Raw genomic sequence first — 20,194 nt, 5'->3', positions numbered from 1 at the left:
ATATTAATTTTGTACCTAGATAACAACTTACAGACTTTAAAGAGTAAATGCAACTTGTTTGTCATAAAACAGCCAAAAAACTGTACCAAATTAGACGAAACTTACATGGAATACGTAACGGGTAATCTATTGTAAAATGTCGAAAATTCAAACATTATTTTTACACCCTTATCATAGCTCAATGCATCAATTGTTCTCCAGTTATATGCTCAAAGACAAACACCGTATGCTCATTTGGCATACGGTGTTTGTCTTTGATTATTTATTCCATCCTTTTTCCTTGTAGCGCGCGATCGCTTCGATGCGATTGCTGACGTCTAGCTTGTCTAAGATGGTTGATATATAGTTTCGCACCGTCCCGGGTGAAAGAAATAAGTCCTTTGCAATCTCCTTTGTCGTCTTGCCTTTTGCTACTAAATCCAATACTTCAGATTCACGATCTGTCAGTGGATTCGAATCATCTTCATATACAATATCGATGAGTTCTGGTGCATAAATACGACGGCCATCCATAATGACACGAATGGAGTTCACTAATTCTTCAATTGGGCTATCCTTCAATAAATAACCACGTACCCCAGCTTTTTTTGCTCTTTCAAAGTAACCAGGTCGCGCAAAGGTTGTCAAAATAACAATTCGCTTATCATCATTTTTTAATTCCTCTGCCACATCTAAGCCCGTTTTACCGGGCATTTCAATATCCATAATAATTATATCTGGTTGATGTTCATGAATTTTCTCAAGCGCCTCTTCACCATTTTGTGCTATGGCAACAACAGACATATCATCTTCCATATTAATTAGCGCCTTCATCGCACCAAGAAGCATTCCTTGATCTTCAGCAATTACGATTTTAATCATGACATCACATCCTTCGGTAAATAAGTGCCTCTAGTATAACAAAAAAGCGATGTAGTTTGCAGTAACGCGGTTCCATCGCTTCCTTGTATTAGACTGCTTTTTTAATTGGTATTAATGGGTTTGGTGTAGTTTTCAAAAAGTGTTTATTAAATTGGCGGAACGTTATGAAATAATGTGTTTCTTCATTATAAAGTTTGTATTTTAAAGAATCTAAGCTTTTTTTAATGGTAATGGTTGGCGCTTGTTGTAGCGGTGGTGTTTGCATATGGGCATCTTCTAATTCATAGTTTGGTACACGAGGTGCCAAGTGATGAACATGATGGAAACCAATATTACCTGTTAACCATTGTAATGGTTTCGGTAAATGGTAATATGAACTACCTTCTACTGCTGCTTTAACATAATCCCATTCTTCAGTCCATTCGAAATACGAATCTTCGAAGGTATGTTGTATAAAGAACAACCAGATACCTAATGAACCTGCGATAAACATCGATAAGCCACTTACGACTAACACCGATTGCCAACCTACGAAATAACATAAAGCACCATATCCTGCTACTAACACAAAATTGATAAAATATGTATTCAATCGTTCGTCCATTTTTGCATCTTTTCTATTTTTACGGTTCGAAATGAGCAGAAGATAAAGTGGACCGAAACCAAACATTACGATTGGATTACGGTAAAGACGATAGCCAAGACGCGTCATTTTAGAAGCTTCTCTATACTCATCGATAGTCATTACCCAAATATCGCCAATTCCTCGTTTATCCAGATTAGAACTTGAAGTATGATGAATTAAATGCTCACGTCTCCATTTTGAATAACCAAACAGCGTTAAAATACCTGTAATTGTACCGACTATTGCATTGAGTTTTCTATTTTTAAAAAACGATCCATGTGTACAATCATGAAAAATAATAAATGTACGTACTGCAAATAGTGATGCGACAACGCTAATTACTGCTGCCCCTAGTAAAGTATATTCAGCGACTATATATCCAGCCACTAACAATAATACTAGTGGGATTAGTGTATTGACCATTTGGATGACACTTTTTGATGTTGTTGACTTTGCGAATGGCTTCACAGCTTGATGAAGCGCTTTCGTCTTTTCTTTATCTACCATTACATAGCCCCCTTCTTAATTACCCTTATTATAAGTTGGTACTAAAAGACAATGAAGGTGTATATGTCATAGATGTAATATGACATCTGTCACTTTTCAAACATTCTCTTGCTATCATTGACTTTAAATAGTTTTTTTAAAAATCAAAACCACTGTTTTACGCTATAATTTCGCCATATATAATAAAAGACACTAAAAAAGTAGCGTGAAGCGTCTATACGCCTCATGCTACTTTTTAGTGTGGGTGATTATACATTGAAATATCGGGCATCTGGATGATTAAATACAATGGCTGATACGGATGCCTCTGGCTGCATCATGAAGCCTTCTGTCAATTCCACGCCGATATCTTCCGGACATAAGAGACCAAATAATTTGGCTTGATCATCCAAGTTCGGACATGCTGGATAACCAAAAGAAAAGCGTTGACCATTATATTTTGCTGCAAAACGGTCGCGCATTGTGAAATCAGTAGCATCTGGATAACCCACATGATCGCGCATTTCTTGATGAATCCGTTCTGCGAAACCTTCCGCTAATTCCAAAGCCGTCGCTTGAATGGCGTGACTTTCTAAAAACTTACCTTCTTCTTTTAATGTCTGTGCTTTGTCGCGTACACCATGCCCTGCTGTTACTTGCATGAAACCAACATAATCCATAACACCGCTTGCCTGCGATTTACAAAAATCCGCTAAACATAAAAATGGCGCCTTTTGCTGTCTTGGGAATGTAAAACGTTCAATTTCAATAGTACAGTCTTCCGGATCATAAATAATGACATCATCACCTGCTGATTGTGCTGGATAAAAGCGATATATGCCTGCTGGCGAAAACGTATCTGTTTGCAAATAGCCCGTCACCAAATCAAATAATTCATTGGAACGTTTATCACCGCTTGCGCGCAATTCATCATTATATCCTTTTAAACCAAGATGATGACCAATCAATGTACGCATATTGACATAGGGGTATAAATGCTTCACTGAATAATTACGCTGCACATGACGTTTGGTATCTGCCGGTATGAATACTGGAAATTCCTCACTGATGGTCTTCACTGGACGAACAGCAACTGCTACTGCTCCACGTTCAGAGCGATTCGCTTCTTTTTCCACTCGTTTTTTCTGTGCGACAAATACTTCATCAAGCAATTCTTCGCGTTCACTTCCTTGCAAACGATTGACGATATCCAAGCCAATCATTGCATCCTTAGCATACAATACGGGTCCATCATAGTTGGCAGCAATTTTTGTATCGGTGAAACGACGAGACAATGCCGCTCCACCGACTAATATCGGTGTATCGATACCAACATCTTTGAAATCCTGTGCGGTGATCACCATTTGTTGTGCAGATTTTACGAGTAACCCCGATAGCCCAACAATATCTGGTTTTTCTTTTCGGATTGCTTCAATCAGTTGTTGGGGTGTCACTTTAATGCCTAAATCAATTACTTTATAGCCATTATTACTCAATATAATATCAACCAGATTTTTGCCGATGTCATGCACATCGCCCTTCACCGTAGCAATAATAATTTTACCCTTTCCGACATCATCTGCTGATTTATCCATAAATCCTTCTAAATAGGACACCGCTGCTTTCATGACACCTGCTGATTGCAGCACTTCTGCTACAATCAACTGATTTTCATTGAACAGTTTTCCGACTGTTGCCATCCCCGCCATTAATGGACCATTTATAATATCGAGCGGTGTGTCGTACATGGTCAACGCCAGCTCTAAATCATCTAATAGCCCTTCTTTTGTACCTTCTAGAATATAGTAAGCAAGACGTTCTGGTACTGTTTTCGGAATATCATCTTCCGTTTTTTCTTTTTTCTTATCGCGATAAAAATCTGTAAAATCTGCTAAGGTTTGATCTGTCGTATTGAAAATCAAATCATTTGCTAATGTGATTTCAGTTTCTGGAATCGATGCGTAGCGTTCAAGTTTTTCCGTATTAACGATGGCATAATCGAGCCCCGCTTGCGTACAGTGATACAAATAGACTGCATTTAATACTTCGCGACCGACTGGTGGCAACCCGAAGGATACATTGGATACACCAAGGATTGTTAAAACACGTGGCAGTTTTTCTTTGATCAGACGTATTCCTTCAATTGTCTCCTCGGCCGCACCAATATATTGTTGATCACCTGTTCCTACTGGAAATACGAGGGGGTCATAAATAATGTCTTCTGGTGCTAAGCCCCATTTATTGACGAGTAAATCATATTCTCTCTCGGCAATTTCTAGTTTACGATGACGATCGACAGCCATGCCGACTTCATCAATTGTGCCAATGACGATTGATGCACCATATTTTTTGACGATTGGCATGACAGCATCAAAACGTTCTTCCCCATCTTCTAAATTGATCGAATTGATGATTGCTTTACCTTGTGAGTATTTCAATGCTTCTTCTATCACTTTTTCGTCGGTCGAATCAATGACAAATGGTACCTTTACCTTCTGCCCCACTTCCTTCATAAAATTGACCATGTCATCAATCTCTTCACGATCCGGATTAGCTAAACAGATATCGATAACATGAGCGCCATTTTTCACTTGTGCACGTGCAATTTCTGCCGCTTCTTCAAATTTACCATCGACGATCAATCGTTTAAATTTACGCGAACCGATAACATTTGTCCGCTCTCCCACAAATAGCGGGCGCATCGATTCATCATAAACAAGTGGCTCGATACCAGAAACCGTATGTTCTTGGCGTTTCTCTGGAATAGGACGAGGTGCTTTATGCGCAATAGTTTCACGAATTGCTTGAATATGCTGTGGTGTTGTACCGCAACAACCACCCACGATATTCAACCAACCTTTATCGGCAAAACCTTCCAATTTTTTAGATAGCGATGCAGGCGTTTCATGGTAATGCCCTTCTTCGTCTGGCAATCCGGCATTCGGGTAACAGCTCACATAACTGCTCGAGAGTTCCGATAAAGAACGTAAATAATCTGTCATAAATTCAGGACCAGTCGCACAATTTAATCCCACTGACAACGGGTTAATATGCTCAATTGAAATATAAAATGCTTCGATGCTTTGTCCAGCTAAGGTTGTTCCCATCGGCTCAATTGTTCCTGAAATCATAATTGGAATTTCACGACCCAATTCTTCAAAAGCTTGTTTAATACCCAATGTACCCGCTTTAACATTCAACATATCCTGTGAAGTTTCCAACAGTAACACATCCGCCCCAGCTTCAATCAACGCTTTCGCCTGCACATAAAAGTCTTGTAATAACGCATCGAATGTAATGCCACCCGTTACCGATAATGTTTTTGTCGTTGGTCCCATCGCTCCTGCGACAAAGCGAGGCCATTCTGGTGTTGACATCCGCAACGCTACTTTTTTAGCAATTTCAACAGCTGCTTTATTGATTTCGACTGCTTTATGCCCTAAGTCATATTCGTTTAATACAACAGGCGTACCACCAAAGGTATTTGTCGAAACGATATCAGCACCTGCCATAAAATATTCTTCATGAATCCTTTCAATCACATCAGGACGTGTTAGATTAAGATGTTCATTACAACCATCTAATTCTTCGCCACCAAAATCTTCCTCTGTTAAATTAGCATTTTGGAGCATCGTCCCCATTGCACCATCTAATAGTAAGATATTATTTTCTAATCGCTGTTCAATAAGATGTTTCGACATGTATACCTTCTCCTCTTTTCAGTTGATCTAGTTGGTGGATATAGTCGATTAATTCGACTGACATTTCATAACGCATAAACGGCGTAATAATGTAAATACCATTAAAAAGCTGTGCTGCTGTATCGATTAACTCCTTCGCTATTTGAACCCCTTCTGTCTGACCTGTTATCGGGTCCTCAGTCGTGGCAATTCGCATGCGTTCTAATACTTCTTCTGATAATTTAATACCCGGTACTTCATGGTGAAGGAACTCTGAATTGCGCAAGCTTGTTAATGGCATAATACCGATGTAAATTGGCGTATCTAAATGCTTTGTCGCTTCGTATATTTCAATAATTTTCTCTTTCGAATACACAGGCTGTGTAATAAAATAATCCGCTCCAGCTGCAATTTTTTTCTCTAGGCGTGGTATGGCTCTCGCAACATTTCGTACATTTGGATTAAAAGCTGCTGACACCGAAAAATTCGCTTTTTTGCGTAGAGGTTTACCAGAGAAAGATATGCCATCATTTAATTTTTTAATAAGCTGCAATAGCTCCATACTAGACACATCGTATACACTCGTCGCTCCTGGGAAATCCCCTACTTTTGTTGGATCTCCTGTCACTGCTAAAATGTCATGTATGCCCAAAGCATTCAGTCCCATTAAATGAGATTGCAATCCAATTAAATTGCGATCACGACATGTTATATGTGCTAAAGCACGTACATTTTTTTCATACTTTAATATAGAACCCATTGCAATATTTGAAATGCGTGGTGAAGCCAATGAATTATCAGCCATTGTCACAGCATCAACGCCAGCTCTTTGTAAAATTTCGGCACCCTCAATAAATTTCTCTGTTTCTAAATGGCGCGGTGTATCTAGTTCAACGATGATCGAACGCCCTCTTTTAACCTTATTATGCAGTGCTTCATACCGTGGTTTTTCAGCTTCATGTATAATAATTTCTTTTGGTCCAACTACTTTTTTGTCTTCAACAGGTGATAGATTCGCCAACTGTTTTTTCACTTCTCGGATATGCGCGGGTGTCGTGCCACAACATCCACCAATTAAGCGCACACCCTCGTTACGTAGCAATACGGCCGCTTTACCAAAATAATCTGCTTCTGATTCGAATACGAGCTTGCCATCTTCTACATCCAATAAACTAGCATTGGGTGAGGCAGATAAATAAGCATGTTGTGGAATTTCAACATTTTCAAAAGCCTGAATTGTATGATAGGGTCCCAATCGGCAATTGACGCCTACAATATTGGCCCCTGCCGCTTCTAAACCATGTAACGCATCATTTAATGACATCCCATTTACCAATACACCCGGCTCATGCATCGACACTTGTGCAATGAGCGGTAATTCGGTTTTTTGACGTAAAGCAACGACTAAAGTGTGAAGTTCCTCATAATCATAAAATGTTTCTAGCAATAGACCGTCGACTTTTTCATCGATTAAAATGGTAGCTTGCTCAAGTAGGGCCTCGATAATCTCCGGAAGAGTCGCTTCATTTTTTCGTACACCCACGACACCACCAACTGTGCCTAAAACGTATTGACCGCCAGCTTTTGCAGCTTTTTTAGCGATTTTTGCACCCGCGCGATTAAACGCTTCAACTTCTTTTTCTAAACCATAACGTGCTAGTTTAATTGCATTTGCAGTATATGTATTTGTTTGAATAATATCTGCACCTGCTTCAATATATTGACGATGAATATTTTCAATAACTTCTGGTTTTTTTATATTCAATTCCTCATAGCAAAAATCGATACCATACGAATATAGTAATGTCCCCATTGCACCATCTGCTGTTAAAATCTTCGTTTTCAAATCTTCTAATAAAGCCATACTTTTCCAACCCTTTCTATTTTGAACTCCCCAAAAATATATAAAAAAGCCTTCTTATTTATATAAATAAGAAGGCGTAAAGACAATTCCAAAAAAGTCCCTCTTATCTTTTGAGAACAGACTATTCTCCTGGAATTAGCACCTGACCATTTACATGGCTGGTTGCTGAAGCTTCTACGGGCCAGTCCCTCGGCTTCTCTAGATAAGATAAAATATTGAATTATGAAAATATTAACCGAATCATATCGCGTAATGCATGGAACGTCAATACCTTTTACCAATTAAAATCAGAAAAGTGGATAAATTGAGAATATTCTACCTTATTTATTTAAAAATAGGTTATTCATCTTTTCGTAAAATGAGAATGTGGCTCTTATATAGAAAAATCAAACTGCACAAACAGACGGCTTTTGAAAAGTATAAAATAGAGGGTTCTCATAGGATATATTTGATAGTGTCGTCGACATCATATATCAAAAAAACTATTAGACATGGACTTACTTCGTCTAATAGTTTACTTATATTATTTACTTCGTTTTCAAAGCATTTTTTGGCGCATCTTCAATCGATTGTGCTTTGACAAGTTCCCCTTGTACAATCATGCGCTTCGAACCGTCATAATTACATGTCACAAGCGTTAACAATTTTGTTTTCTTTTGATCTTCAATTACATCAACCTGCGTCGGTTGAATAATAAAAATAGATGTTATTTTGTACGTATAAATTTTCTTTTTATTCATTGTATACATAGTCATGCCTTTTTTCGCCTTGGTTAATGGACTAAAAAGGGTCGAATTATTATTCATATTATGACCAGCAAGTGCATAATTCCCTTGCCCAAATGTCATATTTTCTTTCATCGTACCTGCTCCAATTGCTAAATTAGTATTGGATACACCATATAAAATGGGTAACTCCAAGCCTACTTCTGGTACGCTAAGAACACCAATAGAATGGACATCCTTACTATTCATTTGTGCTTTTAAAACATCTTGGATACTCAGATTTTTAACATCTTTAAAATCAAAATTAACGTCCGCAGAATTTTTCGCCTTGGATTCATCAAATTGAGTAATCGCTTGTTCTGTCATATGTGAAACAACGAAGCTCATTATTTGTTTATTAAAGATGAGTGCCATTCCTAATACGAGTAAAATAACACCAATTGCTAAACTGATTTTCCGCTTCATGCCCACACCTCCATCTTCATCTATCACTCATTTTACAGAGATATGACACTGAACACAAATTTCTATTCTTGTAATTCTTCTATGATAGCTGTAGCAAGATCATGTCCATTTTGAATACAAAGACCAATCCCCACGCCATAATATGAACTACCTGCAAGCGCTACTCGCGGGTAATTTTGTCGTAACTTTTGTTCTAAACCTTTCACAGCTTGAGGATGTTCTAAATTATAAACAGGCATGAGATCCATCCACTTTGAAATAGTAACAGTGTTGGGTTCTTCCTCGATATGCAAACTTTTGCGGACATCTTCTCTAGCTACTGCAGTCAATTCAGCTTCAGTCATTGCAGAAAATTCTGCAAAGCGAGCGTTGTTTTTTTTATAAAACATGCGAATTAATAATTTACCACTTGGTGATGTATGATGCCATTTACGACTCGTCCATGTACAAGCATTACAATCCACATCGTTATGAGTCGATACGATAAAACCGGTACCATTAGCTGGCAATACGGCATCATCCATCTCGTAACCTAAGTAGACCGTAATAATAGATGCTGTCTGTAGTTTATTAAATTCTTGTTGTAGCGCTGGATGTGGTAGTAGTTTTTCAGCAACTTGGTGCGGTGTCGCTAACACAACGTAATCTGCTTCTATCTGTGCGCCATTCGTCAGGTTCACTTGATAAAAATTATCCTTTTTCTCAAGTGATTGCACTGCCGTATTTTTGTAGATTATTGCCTCTGTTAAAACACTTTCCATACGATCAAATAATTGAACTAATCCATGTTCAAAAGAAATGAATTTTTTGGAAGCTGTTTTGTCATAAAGTTCTTTATGTGCTTCAAAACCTCTGATCATACTGCCATATTTATTTTTATACTCGAGAAGATTTGGTAATGTTGAGGCAATTGTTAGCTTATACAAATCACCAGAATATACACCAGATAGTACAGGTGCAATTTGTTTTTCAACAATTTCATCACCTAAAAAATAAGCCAAGAAATCACCGATTGAATCTTCTTTTGTAAAACGGTCATTTGGTATCGTTAAATCCCGGTAAATTTGCTCTTTCCCTGCTGCTGAAACCAATGTACTAGCTTCAATAGCTGCTTCATCCATCGGAATGCCAAAAACACTATTCGTAGGAATAGCATGTAATTCATTATTCGTTAATATATATGATTTTCCCGTATCATTATATACAATCTGCTCTTGCAGATTGAGTTCCTCTATTAGTGGCATAACACTTTTATGACGTGCAACAATTGAGTCTGCGCCTACTTCCATGATGAAATCACCTTGTTTTTTTGTCACCATCTTACCGCCAAGCGTCGCATCCTTTTCTATTAACACCAATTGTATTGGTAATTGCTGTGCTGTGATTTGACGTTGTAAATAATGCATCGTACTCATGCCGGTAATACCGCCACCTACTACTGCTACTGTTTTCAAAGCAATTCACTCCGTTCATTCATGATCATGTCATTTTTAGTATAAAGCAATTCGCTGCTATGACTCATCCGATTTGTCACAAAATCATGAACAGCAGAAAAAAATAAGTTATTTCAAGGGTTATTATTTAGATTTCAGTCAACTTTCCTCTATAGTTAATAGTACTACGATCAGAAAGGGTCTTGCTATGGATTTACTAATAATCATCTTTTTTCTACTTATTGCTTTAATGGTATCTAATATAATTGGTCATTATATACCATCTATTCCGACTGCGTTAATCCAAATTGCACTCGGCGTTATATTAGCCATTTTTGCTCCAGAACTAAATTTAGAGCTCGAAACAGAGTGGTTCCTACTACTCTTTGTAGCGCCCCTTCTTTACAATGACGGGCGTAATTTCCCGCGTGAAAATCTGTGGAATATGCGTATTCCGATACTCGGAAATGCAATCGTACTGGTACTAATCACTACGATTGGTGGCGGTTTTTTCATCCACTGGCTTGTACCAGCTATCCCACTTGCTCCTGCCTTTGCATTAGCAGCCATCTTATCCCCTACTGACCCTGTTGCGGTCAATGGTATTGCAAAAAGAATTCAAATTCCAGATAAAATCCTCAGCGTTGTGCGTGGAGAATCGCTCATCAATGATGCCTCTGGACTTGTAGCATTTAAATATGCAGTTGCAGCCGCTGTTTCTGGATACTTTTCGATTCAACAGGCATTGGTCAACTTCACATATACATTCATTATCGGTGCAATAATTGGTCTTATTTTAGGTTTCGTACTAACAGAGATTCGTTTTATGGTCCGACGTGCAGGTATTCGGGATGCTGTATTCCACACACTATTCCAAATTTTAATGCCTTTTATCATTTATTTAATTGCAGAAGATGTCTTCCATGCTTCAGGCGTTATTGCTGTTGTTATTGGCGGTATCATCCAATCATTATTCAAAGATCGTACCGAAACAACTTTAGCCGAGGAACAGGTGCTAACTGAAAATGTTTGGGCAATTATTTTATTTGTGTTAAACGGTGTCGTTTTCTTATTACTCGGTTTAAATATTCCAAGCTCAATGGAAAACTCGCTTGAAGATACTGAAATGAATAACTGGACAATGATTGCTTATGCAGCTGCAATTGGTATCGTTATACTCGGTATTCGTTTCCTTTGGTCTCATTTATTCTCGGTTATTCAATACCGTCGTGGAAAAGAAAAAGAACAACCCTTGTTCAAAATGAGCCTTATTAGTAGTCTCGTTGGTGTGCGTGGTGCCGTTACAATGGCCGGTATTTTATCATTACCACTCGTATTAGAAAATGGAGACCCCTTCCCTGAACGGTCTCTCATCCTATTCTTAGCATCTGGCGTTATTCTCTTCACATTACTTGTGGCGACAATATTCTTGCCTATGCTAACAGATGATGAAGAAATCGAAGAATTATTGGAGGGGCAATTATCATTTCATGAGGCGAAAAGCTATATTCTTGTTGAAGCAGTCAAACGCATCCAAAACTCTATTAACGATGAAAATCGTTCAGTTGCCTATGATGTGATCGACAATATTCAACAACTCTTCCGTCAAACACAGCTTGAAGCAAATGCGGATGACTCTACTAGTCCACTCTATGCCAATAAAATATTGAAAATTCGTTTAGATGCCTTACGCGTCGAAAAACAATATGTCAATCAACTTTATAAAGAGAATAAACTGGATGACATGATGTATATGTCCATCAGTAACTCATTCAAAGATCGTGAAGAAATGCTCCACACAAGTACTTGGAAACAAGCGCTGTACACAATTCGTAAAGTGTATCGTGAAGCCCGCTTAGCGCGTAAACATTATCGCAATGATAAAGAACATTTCTATTCGTATATGATTATGCGCCAAGATGTTCGTCGCCAAGCATATAATCAAGCGGTCACTTACTTGAAAGAGCAAAAAGAAAAATCACCTCGTAAAGAATTGTATATGATCGTATTATATGAATATGATAAAGCATTAGATCGATTACGCAAACAACGTAAAATCGATTCTGCCCGTGAAGAAGAAATTCAAGAAGAATTAAACCTTCTCGTTTTGGAAACGGAACGTAGTGCCATTCATAAACTGTATGAAGATGGTAAAATCAATCGTGAACAAGAAAAAGAATTACGTCGACTTGTCAATTATATGGAGAGTATTTCACTCTATGAGCATGTTGAATAATTCTATATTAAACGCTCTATTCTGTAAGATTTAGCCTACACAAAGGGTGAGTGAAGTTGATTCTGTCAACTTCACTCACCCTTTCTCTGTTCATATAATAAAAAAAAGATATTACAGCCGTCTACTCTGTCAAGAATAGCTACTGTAATATCTATCATCACTTATTTCAATTTTTTTCTTTTTTTGCTATTTCGATGGCTACATGACTTGCATAAAATTCTCCACCTTCAGGATTTGGATGGATTTTATCTTTATAAAATAACTGTGGTTTGCCTTTCGACAATTCATCCCAATCAATAACATGGACATTTTTATATTTTTTCGCAGCGTTATCTAAATTTTTATTAACACTTTTTTTCCAACTACGATCAACATTTGTGTTCATTAAATAAATTTCACGATTTTTGCCCACTATCGCATAAATTTCTTCAAATTGTTGTTCTGTGAATGTACCATTTGAACCCAGACCAATAAACACCGTATGACTAATTTGGCCATTCTTCGCCATTGCTGTTAGTTCTTCAATAGCTACATCCACTTGCAAACCGACTTTCGCATTAATCGTAATATTAGGAATGAATTCTTGTAATTGGGTTGAAGCACTTAGTAAGACAGAGTCACCTAAAGCTGTAATAGGACGATTTGCTAATGCAACTTTGGCATTGGCAGCATCTTTTTTGAATTTTGCTTCAGCTAATTTCAATGCATCATTTTTAACTTTTCGTTCTTCTTTTGCGGCGGCTTTTGCTTGTTCTTTTGCCTTTTTCAAAGCGGTGGCTTTTGCTTCTTTTTTCTCTTTAGCATTTAACTTTGCTAAGGCTGCTTTCTTCTCTGCATTTTTCTGTTGTTCTTGCTCTAAATGTTGTTGTAATATTTTTTCATTTGAAGCTTCCGGCTGCGGCTGATAGATTAAACTAACGGCAAAGACAATCAAAATGCAACTAACAGCTACCGATATAGTTCTCCCTAAGATGCTCTGTTCCTTCCAACGCCAACTTACTTGACGCGTTTTAATAGCAGTCAACCAATTTTTCCATGCGCCTTTACGGATTGGGTCTTCAATATAACGCCAAGAAAGTGCTGAAAGAACAAATGTTAATACTAAGGCCAAAATAATTTTTGTCATGCTAATGGTATCTGTTTTTACAGCAATTCCCATCAATACAATAATCGGAAAATGCCAAATATAAATACCGTACGAACGTACACCTACCCATAACAACGGCTTAAAACTGAATAATTTACCGATGGAACTAGCAGGATGAACAATAACTGCAATTAAAACAGCAGTCACCGCTGAGGCTAAATACATACCACCATAATAGAGGAAGCTACTATCTTCTTGCATGAAAATCATCATAAGAATTAGTAGGGTTAAGCTGACTCCTCCGGTTACATTCAGTAGTTTTTTCAAATCTGGTGTGACATTTGCTGTCAATTTTGCACTTGGCCAAACAATCGCCAATGCAGCACCAATTAACAATGAAAACGCACGGGTGTCCGTTCCATAATAAATACGGCTTGGGTCAACATCTGGTGTAAATAAAAATGCCATCATTTCTGCCGATACAAAAGATAGCAATAATATTAAACCAGCTAACTTGCCTTTTGCTGGTAAAAACTTCAGTAAAACAAGCATAATCACGGGCCAGATAATATAAAACTGTTCTTCTACAGCAAGTGACCACATATGTTGTAACGGTGATGGTGGTGCAAATTTCGTGAAATAAGAGTGATCTTGCAATACATAATACCAATTACTAACATATGTAAAAGCTGCTACTATTTCACCTCTAAGTCCTACCAAAAAAGAACGTTGGAATAAAGTAATCCATACACTCATGAGAACGAGCATAACGACGAGCGCCGGTATTAATCGTCTAAAGCGTTTAATCCAAAAAGTTTTAAAATTAATTTTACCTGTTCGATCCCATTCTTTCACAAGAAGATCGGTAATTAAATAACCTGATAACACAAAAAATACAGTTACGCCTAAAAATCCGCCATCTATCCATTCTATATGAAGATGGTAAAGAATGACGGCAAGGACTGATAACGCCCTTAATCCATCCAGACCACTTATGTATCGATGAGTGCTTTTATTGGGTCTTGGCATTCTGCTACCTCCTATTTTATCTTTTACATTTTTTAATTTCTATTCTATATAGACGATATAGTCACTCAATAAGTTGTCTTTTTGATGACTTAATTTTTGTTTTTATGATCGTTATTATCATTCTTTAATAATAACGTAATAACGTAAATTCGTTAAGTGATTCCACTAGCTAATTATTCCTATTTTATATTTTTAAAAAAGTATATTCTGCTAAAATACATGCTAATTGACCCTTTACTATTATGACAATAAAACATTAATTAATATACCTTAAATACAAATAAGTAAAAATTTACAACAGTGAAATAAAAATAGTCTATTCCATTATTGCAAATGCATTACAAATAATACAATTCTAAAACAATTAACAAAAACTCTCTTTTTAATATGCCATTAAGCTTATGATAAAGAAAAAAGGAGGGGTTTTATGATACATAAAAAAAATTATTTATTGTTACTATTATTGAGCTTTGTGCTCATTCTATCTTCATTAGCCGTTCCACAAATACAAGTTGAAGCTGCTTCGGTTAACTATAAAGTCGTGAATACAAATTCATTGAACCTTCGTACAGGCGCAGGTGTTCAATACAAAATCATTGCAAAACTTAAAAAAAATACGGTTGTAACTCAAACTTCAAAAAAAGGTAAATGGTTTAAGGTAAAAGTCGGTTCTAAAACTGGTTATGTATCTTCAAGTTATTTGAAAAAAGTTGTTGCACAGGTGAGCCAACCTTCTACAAATAAAAACATCGGAAAATTTTATTCTGTTTCCGTAGCATCACTAAATATTCGTAGCACTTCTTCAGCCACTTCTACTAAACTGGCTGTTGCTCGCTTTGGTGATCAATTCACGATTAAAGCGCAGGCAGCAAATGGCTGGTATAAAGTTGAATATAGCCCAGGTAAATTTGGCTGGATTTCAAATAACTACGGTTATACAACAGTGAAAAAAGACAATGTATATCCTGCTGGCACAATATTTGGTCCACTAAGTGGTCGCATCATTACCGTTGATGCCGGTCATGGTGGTTCACAAGCTGGTGCTCAATACTTTGGTGTAAAAGAAAAAGACCTTAACTTAAAGGCAGCTAAAACATTGCAAAAAGAACTTGTGAAAAATGGAGCAAAAGTGGTGATGACACGTACGACTGATCAAACATTAACACTTGAAAAACGTGTTTCAATTTCAAAAGCTGCTAAGTCAGATGCTTTTATTAGCGTACATCATAATGTATCCAATAAAAAAAGTGAAAAAGGCTATTTAGCTCTTTATACTAAACAATCTGAAAAAACATTTACAAATTATTTATTTAAAGCACTACACAAACCTGTAGGAGCTGTATCAGACGTGCCTGCTGAGCAATATCGCTATCAAAATTTATTCGTACTTCGCGAAAGTCCAATTATTGGAACATTAATGGAATACGGCTATATGAATTTGAAAAACGAGCTCAATGCCATCAATACAAATAGCTATCGTCAAGCAATGGCTGTTGGTATTTCGGCTGGTGTAGCCAACTACTTTAAAAAATATTAATCTATAACATAAAAGGAATGAAGGGATGCGGATAACCGACATCACTTCATTCCTTTTTCATTCTCTTTCCCCGTCACTTTATCCAACCACCGAACTACTTGATAGACAATCCGCTTTTGCTGCTCAAGATTTGAAATTGTCGCGACGCCATCATCTTTTTGTTTACCATACATTCCAAAACCAGCATGATTGCCACCTTTAATTTCATGTAATATCGCATTTGTAGACAATTTGTTTTGTGTGTTCATGATTGCTTCAGGTGTCGTTACCTGATCATATTGTGCATAAATAGATAATGTCGACAATGTTCCCTCACTAAAATCAACTTTATTTGAAGGGTAGGACGCCAATAATAATAAACCAACTACTTTTTTAGGTTGACTGCTCACATAGTTTGCTGCGGCTACTCCACCTAAAGAATGCCCTCCAATGACCCATCTTGAAATATTCGGATAATCCAACATCATTTTTTCTGCTTTTGTCGTATCAAAAATAGCGATATTTAACATCATTTTAGGTATAGCAACGAAATAGCCATTTTTCGCTAATTCACTGGCCAAATAGCGATAAGCCATTGGTTCAACTTTAGCGCCAGGATATAAAATAATACCTGTCTCCGTTTTTACTTTTGGCTCAAAGACTAGCAAATCTTCATTTTTCTTCACTGATTTGGCTGGCACTAATGATTCTAATTCAGCTGTTCCTTTATAGGTTTGTTGCGTCCACATATAAAATAAGAAGACGCCCACAACAATGATGCTAGCTAGGATAAACAATAAGGTTTTCGTCGACTTATTCATATCATCTCATCACTCCGCTACTTGTCATTAGCATAAGAATAGCAATTTTTCGATATATCCCACAATTAATATACTTTTTTATTCTAATTATTGTATTATTCACCATTATTTTATCATGTAAACTATTTCTATTTAAAAAACCAGCCACTTATTTTTAAGAGAAAATAAGTGGCTAGTTTTTTACTATTAACTAACTTTATTTTTGAAATAATTATCCTTAAGTCTTAAATACTAAATAAAACAGATCATCTGGCGGTTTAACTAGTCAAACTATTTTTTTACCTGATTTCCAGACTGATTTCACATGATTGACGCCAAATAAATATTGTAATTCTTCATAACTTGCAACATCCCACAACACAACATCTGCTTTTTTCCCAACTTCCAGTGATCCGATAAATTCTTGGCGATTGATCGCATATGCCGCATTATAAGTAGCTGCCGTCAGTGCTTCTGCCGGTGTTAGTCGCATCGAAATACATGCTAAATTCATCACAAGTGGCATCGATACTGTAGGTGAAGAACCAGGATTACAGTCCGTTGAAATAGCGACAGCCACTCCTTCATCGATGAGCTTTCTACCCGGAGCTGCTTCTTCACGTAAAAATAAAGCTGTTGCCGGTAGCAAGCACGCAATCACATTCTTTTCAGCCATTTGACGAATACCTTCATCCGATACTTTCAATAAATGTTCCGCTGAAATGGCCCCCACCTTCGCTGCTAATTCCGCTCCGCCATAGGATACGATTTCATCAGCATGTATCTTAGGCACTAATCCTAACTTTTTACCTGCTTCTAAAATCCGCTCTGCTTGCTGTGGCGTGTAGACATCTTTTTCACAAAAAACATCATTAAATTCAGCTAATTTTTCCTGCGCGACTTTTGGCAACATATCTCGAATAATAATATCCACAAATTCATCTTCTCGTCCCTTATATTCCTTCGGTACAGCGTGGGCCCCCATGAAGGTTGGCACGATATCTAAAGCGTGTGATTGCTGTAGGCGTTTCATGACGCGTAGCTGTTTTAACTCTGTTTCAAGATCCATACCATAGCCGCTTTTCCCTTCAACAGTTGTGACACCATGCTTAGCAAAACCATCGAGACGTTTTGCTGTTTGTGCCACAAGTTCGTCTTCTGTAGCTTCGCGGGTCATACGCATCGTCGCATGAATCCCACCACCAGCATTCATAATATCCATATAACTTGCTCCACGCAAACGCAAATCAAACTCTTGTTCTCTACTGCCTCCATAGGCAATATGTGTATGTGGATCGACAAGCCCTGGTGTCACGAGCTTCCCATTGGCATTAAAGATGAGTGCGTCTTTTAGTTCATTCATATATTGGCTTTGCAGTTCCTGAGTCGTACCTATCGCTTCAATTAGTCCATTTTTCATTAGAATAGCGCCATTTTCAATAATCGCTAAATTCGACATATCTTCTTTTTTTCTTGCGCCTTTTTTGGAGGATGCTAACGTTGCTAATTGACCAATATTCTTGATGAATGTTTTCATAACAGTTGCTCCTTTTCCATCATCGGAATACGAATCCCCTTATCTTTTGCTACTTGTTTTGCGCTGTCATATCCAGCATCTACATGACGAATGACACCCATTCCTGGATCTGAAATTAATACTCTTTCAATACGTTGACGTGCTTCATCTGAACCATCTGCTACGAGTACCTGCCCCGCATGCATCGAATAGCCCATTCCGACACCACCACCATGATGGACACTTACCCAACTAGCACCACCACTCGTATTAATGAGGGCATTTAATATCGGCCAATCGGCTACCGCGTCACTGCCATCCTTCATCGCTTCTGTTTCACGATTTGGTGAAGCTACCGAACCAGAATCGAGATGATCGCGACCAAATACAATAGGGGCTGAAATTTCACCGCTCGCAACCATTTCATTGACTTTCAAAGCAAAACGATGACGATCACCATACCCTAACCAACAAATACGTGCCGGTAACCCCTGCCACTTAACCATTTTCTGAGCCATTTCAATCCAATTAACAAGCCCCTCATCTTCCGCAAACATGTCTAACGCCAACCTATCTGTTTTATAAATATCTTCTGGATTACCAGAAAGCGCAGCCCAACGGAAAGGACCTTTTCCTTCGCAAAATAATGGACGAATATAAGCTGGTACAAAACCAGGAAAATCGAATGCATTGGCTACGCCCATATCTTGTGCATATTTGCGAATATTATTCCCATAATCAAAGGTTTCTGAACCGGCACTTTGGAAATCTAACATGCACTGTACATGTTTTGCCATCGTTTGTTTTGCCTTCAGTTCATAATCCTGTGGATTTTTTTTGCGCAAGATTAATGCCTCTTCAAATGTCATACCATTTGGAATATAGCCATTTAATGGGTCATGTGCGCTTGTTTGGTCTGTTACGATATCCGGCGTAATTCCTCGCTTCAACATTTCCGGATAAATATCTGCACAGTTTCCTACTAAACCAATCGAGGCAGGCGTCCCTGCTGCTGTATATTTTTCAACAAGGATCATTGCCTCATCCAATGTTTCAACTAGATAATCACAATATCCTTCTTTTATTTTTCTTTCGATTCGTTGGCGTTCTACTTCGACGACTAAAATGACCGCTTTCGCCATTTTACCCGCCAATGGTTGTGCACCACTCATACCGCCCATACCACCTGTCAGTATAAATTTACTCGTCAAATCAGCCGAGCCAAATACTTTTTTACCGGCTTCCACAAAACTTAAGTATGTTCCTTGTAAAATTCCCTGTGCACCAATATAAATCCAACTACCTGCTGTCATTTGGCCATACATCATCAAGCCTTTTTCTTCAAGATCATAAAATGTATCCCAGTTTGCCCAAGCTGGTACAATATTTGAATTGGCAATTAATACACGTGGAGCCATTGTATGTGTACGGAATATACCGACTGGTTTACCTGACTGCACTAATAGTGTTTCATCGTTTTCCAAATCTTTCAGAGATGCTACAATCGCATCAAAACATGCCCAATTACGTGCCGCTTTACCAATACCACCATACACGACTAATTCATCAGGATTTTCTGCAACTTCTGGATCTAAATTATTCATTAACATGCGTAATGCAGCTTCTTGTTGCCACCCTTTACACGATATGTTATTTCCTCGATCTGCGCGAATAATACGTTTTGATGATTCTGCCATTGTTTATTCCTCCTCAATTTTGAATTACAGTGACTATAAATTGCACTTACTTCCCTTCATTTTATACATCCTTTTTATGACAATTCAACTTAAAGTATTTTACCCTAAAGTACGCACGCTACGCATTTTAGGTACTATAAGAGAGCTAAATCGTGTACTAACAACGTTTCAACA

At 37.6% G+C, this 20,194-nt stretch carries 12 protein-coding genes and 1 riboswitch; of the genes, 2 read left to right on the top strand and 10 right to left on the bottom strand.

Annotated features, from left to right (window positions below):
- Positions 1 to 258 precede the first annotated feature (258 nt).
- The 6 genes from DEX24_RS12810 to hemG all read right to left on the bottom strand — a co-directional run bounded on the left by DEX24_RS12810 (position 259) and on the right by hemG (position 10,160).
- Positions 259 to 861 carry a response regulator transcription factor gene (locus DEX24_RS12810; RefSeq protein WP_109306805.1) on the bottom strand — a complete coding sequence of 201 codons (603 nt, stop codon included), beginning with the start codon at positions 859 to 861 and terminating at the stop codon, positions 259 to 261.
- An 88-nt stretch (positions 862 to 949) separates the two neighbouring features.
- A complete protein-coding gene (gene desA, locus DEX24_RS12805; protein ID WP_109306804.1) occupies positions 950 to 1,993 on the bottom strand; it encodes a Delta(5) desaturase DesA in 1,044 nt (347 codons plus the stop codon).
- A 248-nt stretch (positions 1,994 to 2,241) separates the two neighbouring features.
- Positions 2,242 to 5,673 (bottom strand): methionine synthase, encoded by a 3,432-nt coding sequence (gene metH, locus DEX24_RS12800; RefSeq protein ID WP_109306803.1) that lies wholly within the window; start codon positions 5,671 to 5,673, stop codon positions 2,242 to 2,244.
- Positions 5,654 to 7,516, bottom strand: coding sequence for a bifunctional homocysteine S-methyltransferase/methylenetetrahydrofolate reductase (locus DEX24_RS12795; protein WP_109306802.1), 1,863 nt, complete (start codon positions 7,514 to 7,516; stop codon positions 5,654 to 5,656). Before DEX24_RS12795 ends, metH begins: the two co-directional genes overlap by 20 nt.
- A gap of 100 nt (positions 7,517 to 7,616) precedes the next feature.
- Positions 7,617 to 7,725, bottom strand: a riboswitch (SAM riboswitch).
- Between the two features lie 318 nt (positions 7,726 to 8,043).
- The gene (locus DEX24_RS12790; protein WP_109306801.1) at positions 8,044 to 8,706 is read right to left on the bottom strand and encodes a class A sortase; all 663 of its coding nucleotides are present in this window, start codon (positions 8,704 to 8,706) and stop codon (positions 8,044 to 8,046) included.
- 62 nt (positions 8,707 to 8,768) lie between these two features.
- On the bottom strand, positions 8,769 to 10,160 hold the full coding sequence (gene hemG, locus DEX24_RS12785; protein WP_109306800.1) for a protoporphyrinogen oxidase: 1,392 nt from the start codon (positions 10,158 to 10,160) through the stop codon (positions 8,769 to 8,771).
- 187 nt (positions 10,161 to 10,347) lie between these two features.
- Here hemG and DEX24_RS12780 point away from each other — a divergent pair, with 187 nt between their 5' ends.
- Positions 10,348 to 12,375 (top strand): Na+/H+ antiporter, encoded by a 2,028-nt coding sequence (locus tag DEX24_RS12780; RefSeq protein WP_109306799.1) that lies wholly within the window; start codon positions 10,348 to 10,350, stop codon positions 12,373 to 12,375.
- A gap of 166 nt (positions 12,376 to 12,541) precedes the next feature.
- On the opposite strand, the gene DEX24_RS12775 is transcribed toward DEX24_RS12780, so the two are convergent.
- Entirely contained in the window at positions 12,542 to 14,491 is a 1,950-nt protein-coding gene (locus tag DEX24_RS12775; protein ID WP_109306798.1) for an acyltransferase family protein, read from the bottom strand.
- Between the two features lie 427 nt (positions 14,492 to 14,918).
- Here DEX24_RS12775 and DEX24_RS12770 point away from each other — a divergent pair, with 427 nt between their 5' ends.
- Positions 14,919 to 16,028 (top strand): N-acetylmuramoyl-L-alanine amidase family protein, encoded by a 1,110-nt coding sequence (locus tag DEX24_RS12770; RefSeq protein WP_109306797.1) that lies wholly within the window; start codon positions 14,919 to 14,921, stop codon positions 16,026 to 16,028.
- Between the two features lie 41 nt (positions 16,029 to 16,069).
- Here DEX24_RS12770 and DEX24_RS12765 read toward each other — a convergent pair whose 3' ends face one another.
- From DEX24_RS12765 to hutU, 3 genes are all read right to left on the bottom strand, one after another.
- Positions 16,070 to 16,828 (bottom strand): alpha/beta hydrolase, encoded by a 759-nt coding sequence (locus DEX24_RS12765; protein WP_109306796.1) that lies wholly within the window; start codon positions 16,826 to 16,828, stop codon positions 16,070 to 16,072.
- A gap of 265 nt (positions 16,829 to 17,093) precedes the next feature.
- The gene (hutI, locus tag DEX24_RS12760) at positions 17,094 to 18,344 is read right to left on the bottom strand and encodes an imidazolonepropionase (protein ID WP_109306795.1); all 1,251 of its coding nucleotides are present in this window, start codon (positions 18,342 to 18,344) and stop codon (positions 17,094 to 17,096) included.
- Complete coding sequence (gene hutU, locus DEX24_RS12755) at positions 18,341 to 20,020, bottom strand: urocanate hydratase (protein ID WP_109306794.1); 1,680 nt, start codon at positions 20,018 to 20,020, stop codon at positions 18,341 to 18,343. Before hutU ends, hutI begins: the two co-directional genes overlap by 4 nt.
- Positions 20,021 to 20,194 lie beyond the last annotated feature (174 nt).

This window comes from Kurthia sibirica (assembly GCF_003143975.1).
GTDB classification, from domain to species: domain Bacteria; phylum Bacillota; class Bacilli; order Bacillales_A; family Planococcaceae; genus Kurthia; species Kurthia sibirica.
This window is presented reverse-complemented; position numbering and strand designations above follow the sequence as displayed.

Coding starts and splice junctions, on each gene's coding strand:
- DEX24_RS12770 (WP_109306797.1), top strand. CDS start 14,919: ATGATACATAAAAAAAATTATTTATTGTTACTATTATTGAGCTTTGTG.
- DEX24_RS12775 (WP_109306798.1), bottom strand. CDS start 14,491: ATGCCAAGACCCAATAAAAGCACTCATCGATACATAAGTGGTCTGGAT.
- DEX24_RS12780 (WP_109306799.1), top strand. CDS start 10,348: ATGGATTTACTAATAATCATCTTTTTTCTACTTATTGCTTTAATGGTA.
- desA (WP_109306804.1), bottom strand. CDS start 1,993: ATGGTAGATAAAGAAAAGACGAAAGCGCTTCATCAAGCTGTGAAGCCA.
- hutI (WP_109306795.1), bottom strand. CDS start 18,344: ATGAAAACATTCATCAAGAATATTGGTCAATTAGCAACGTTAGCATCC.
- hutU (WP_109306794.1), bottom strand. CDS start 20,020: ATGGCAGAATCATCAAAACGTATTATTCGCGCAGATCGAGGAAATAAC.
- DEX24_RS12795 (WP_109306802.1), bottom strand. CDS start 7,516: ATGGCTTTATTAGAAGATTTGAAAACGAAGATTTTAACAGCAGATGGT.
- DEX24_RS12765 (WP_109306796.1), bottom strand. CDS start 16,828: ATGAATAAGTCGACGAAAACCTTATTGTTTATCCTAGCTAGCATCATT.
- DEX24_RS12790 (WP_109306801.1), bottom strand. CDS start 8,706: ATGAAGCGGAAAATCAGTTTAGCAATTGGTGTTATTTTACTCGTATTA.
- metH (WP_109306803.1), bottom strand. CDS start 5,673: ATGTCGAAACATCTTATTGAACAGCGATTAGAAAATAATATCTTACTA.
- DEX24_RS12810 (WP_109306805.1), bottom strand. CDS start 861: ATGATTAAAATCGTAATTGCTGAAGATCAAGGAATGCTTCTTGGTGCG.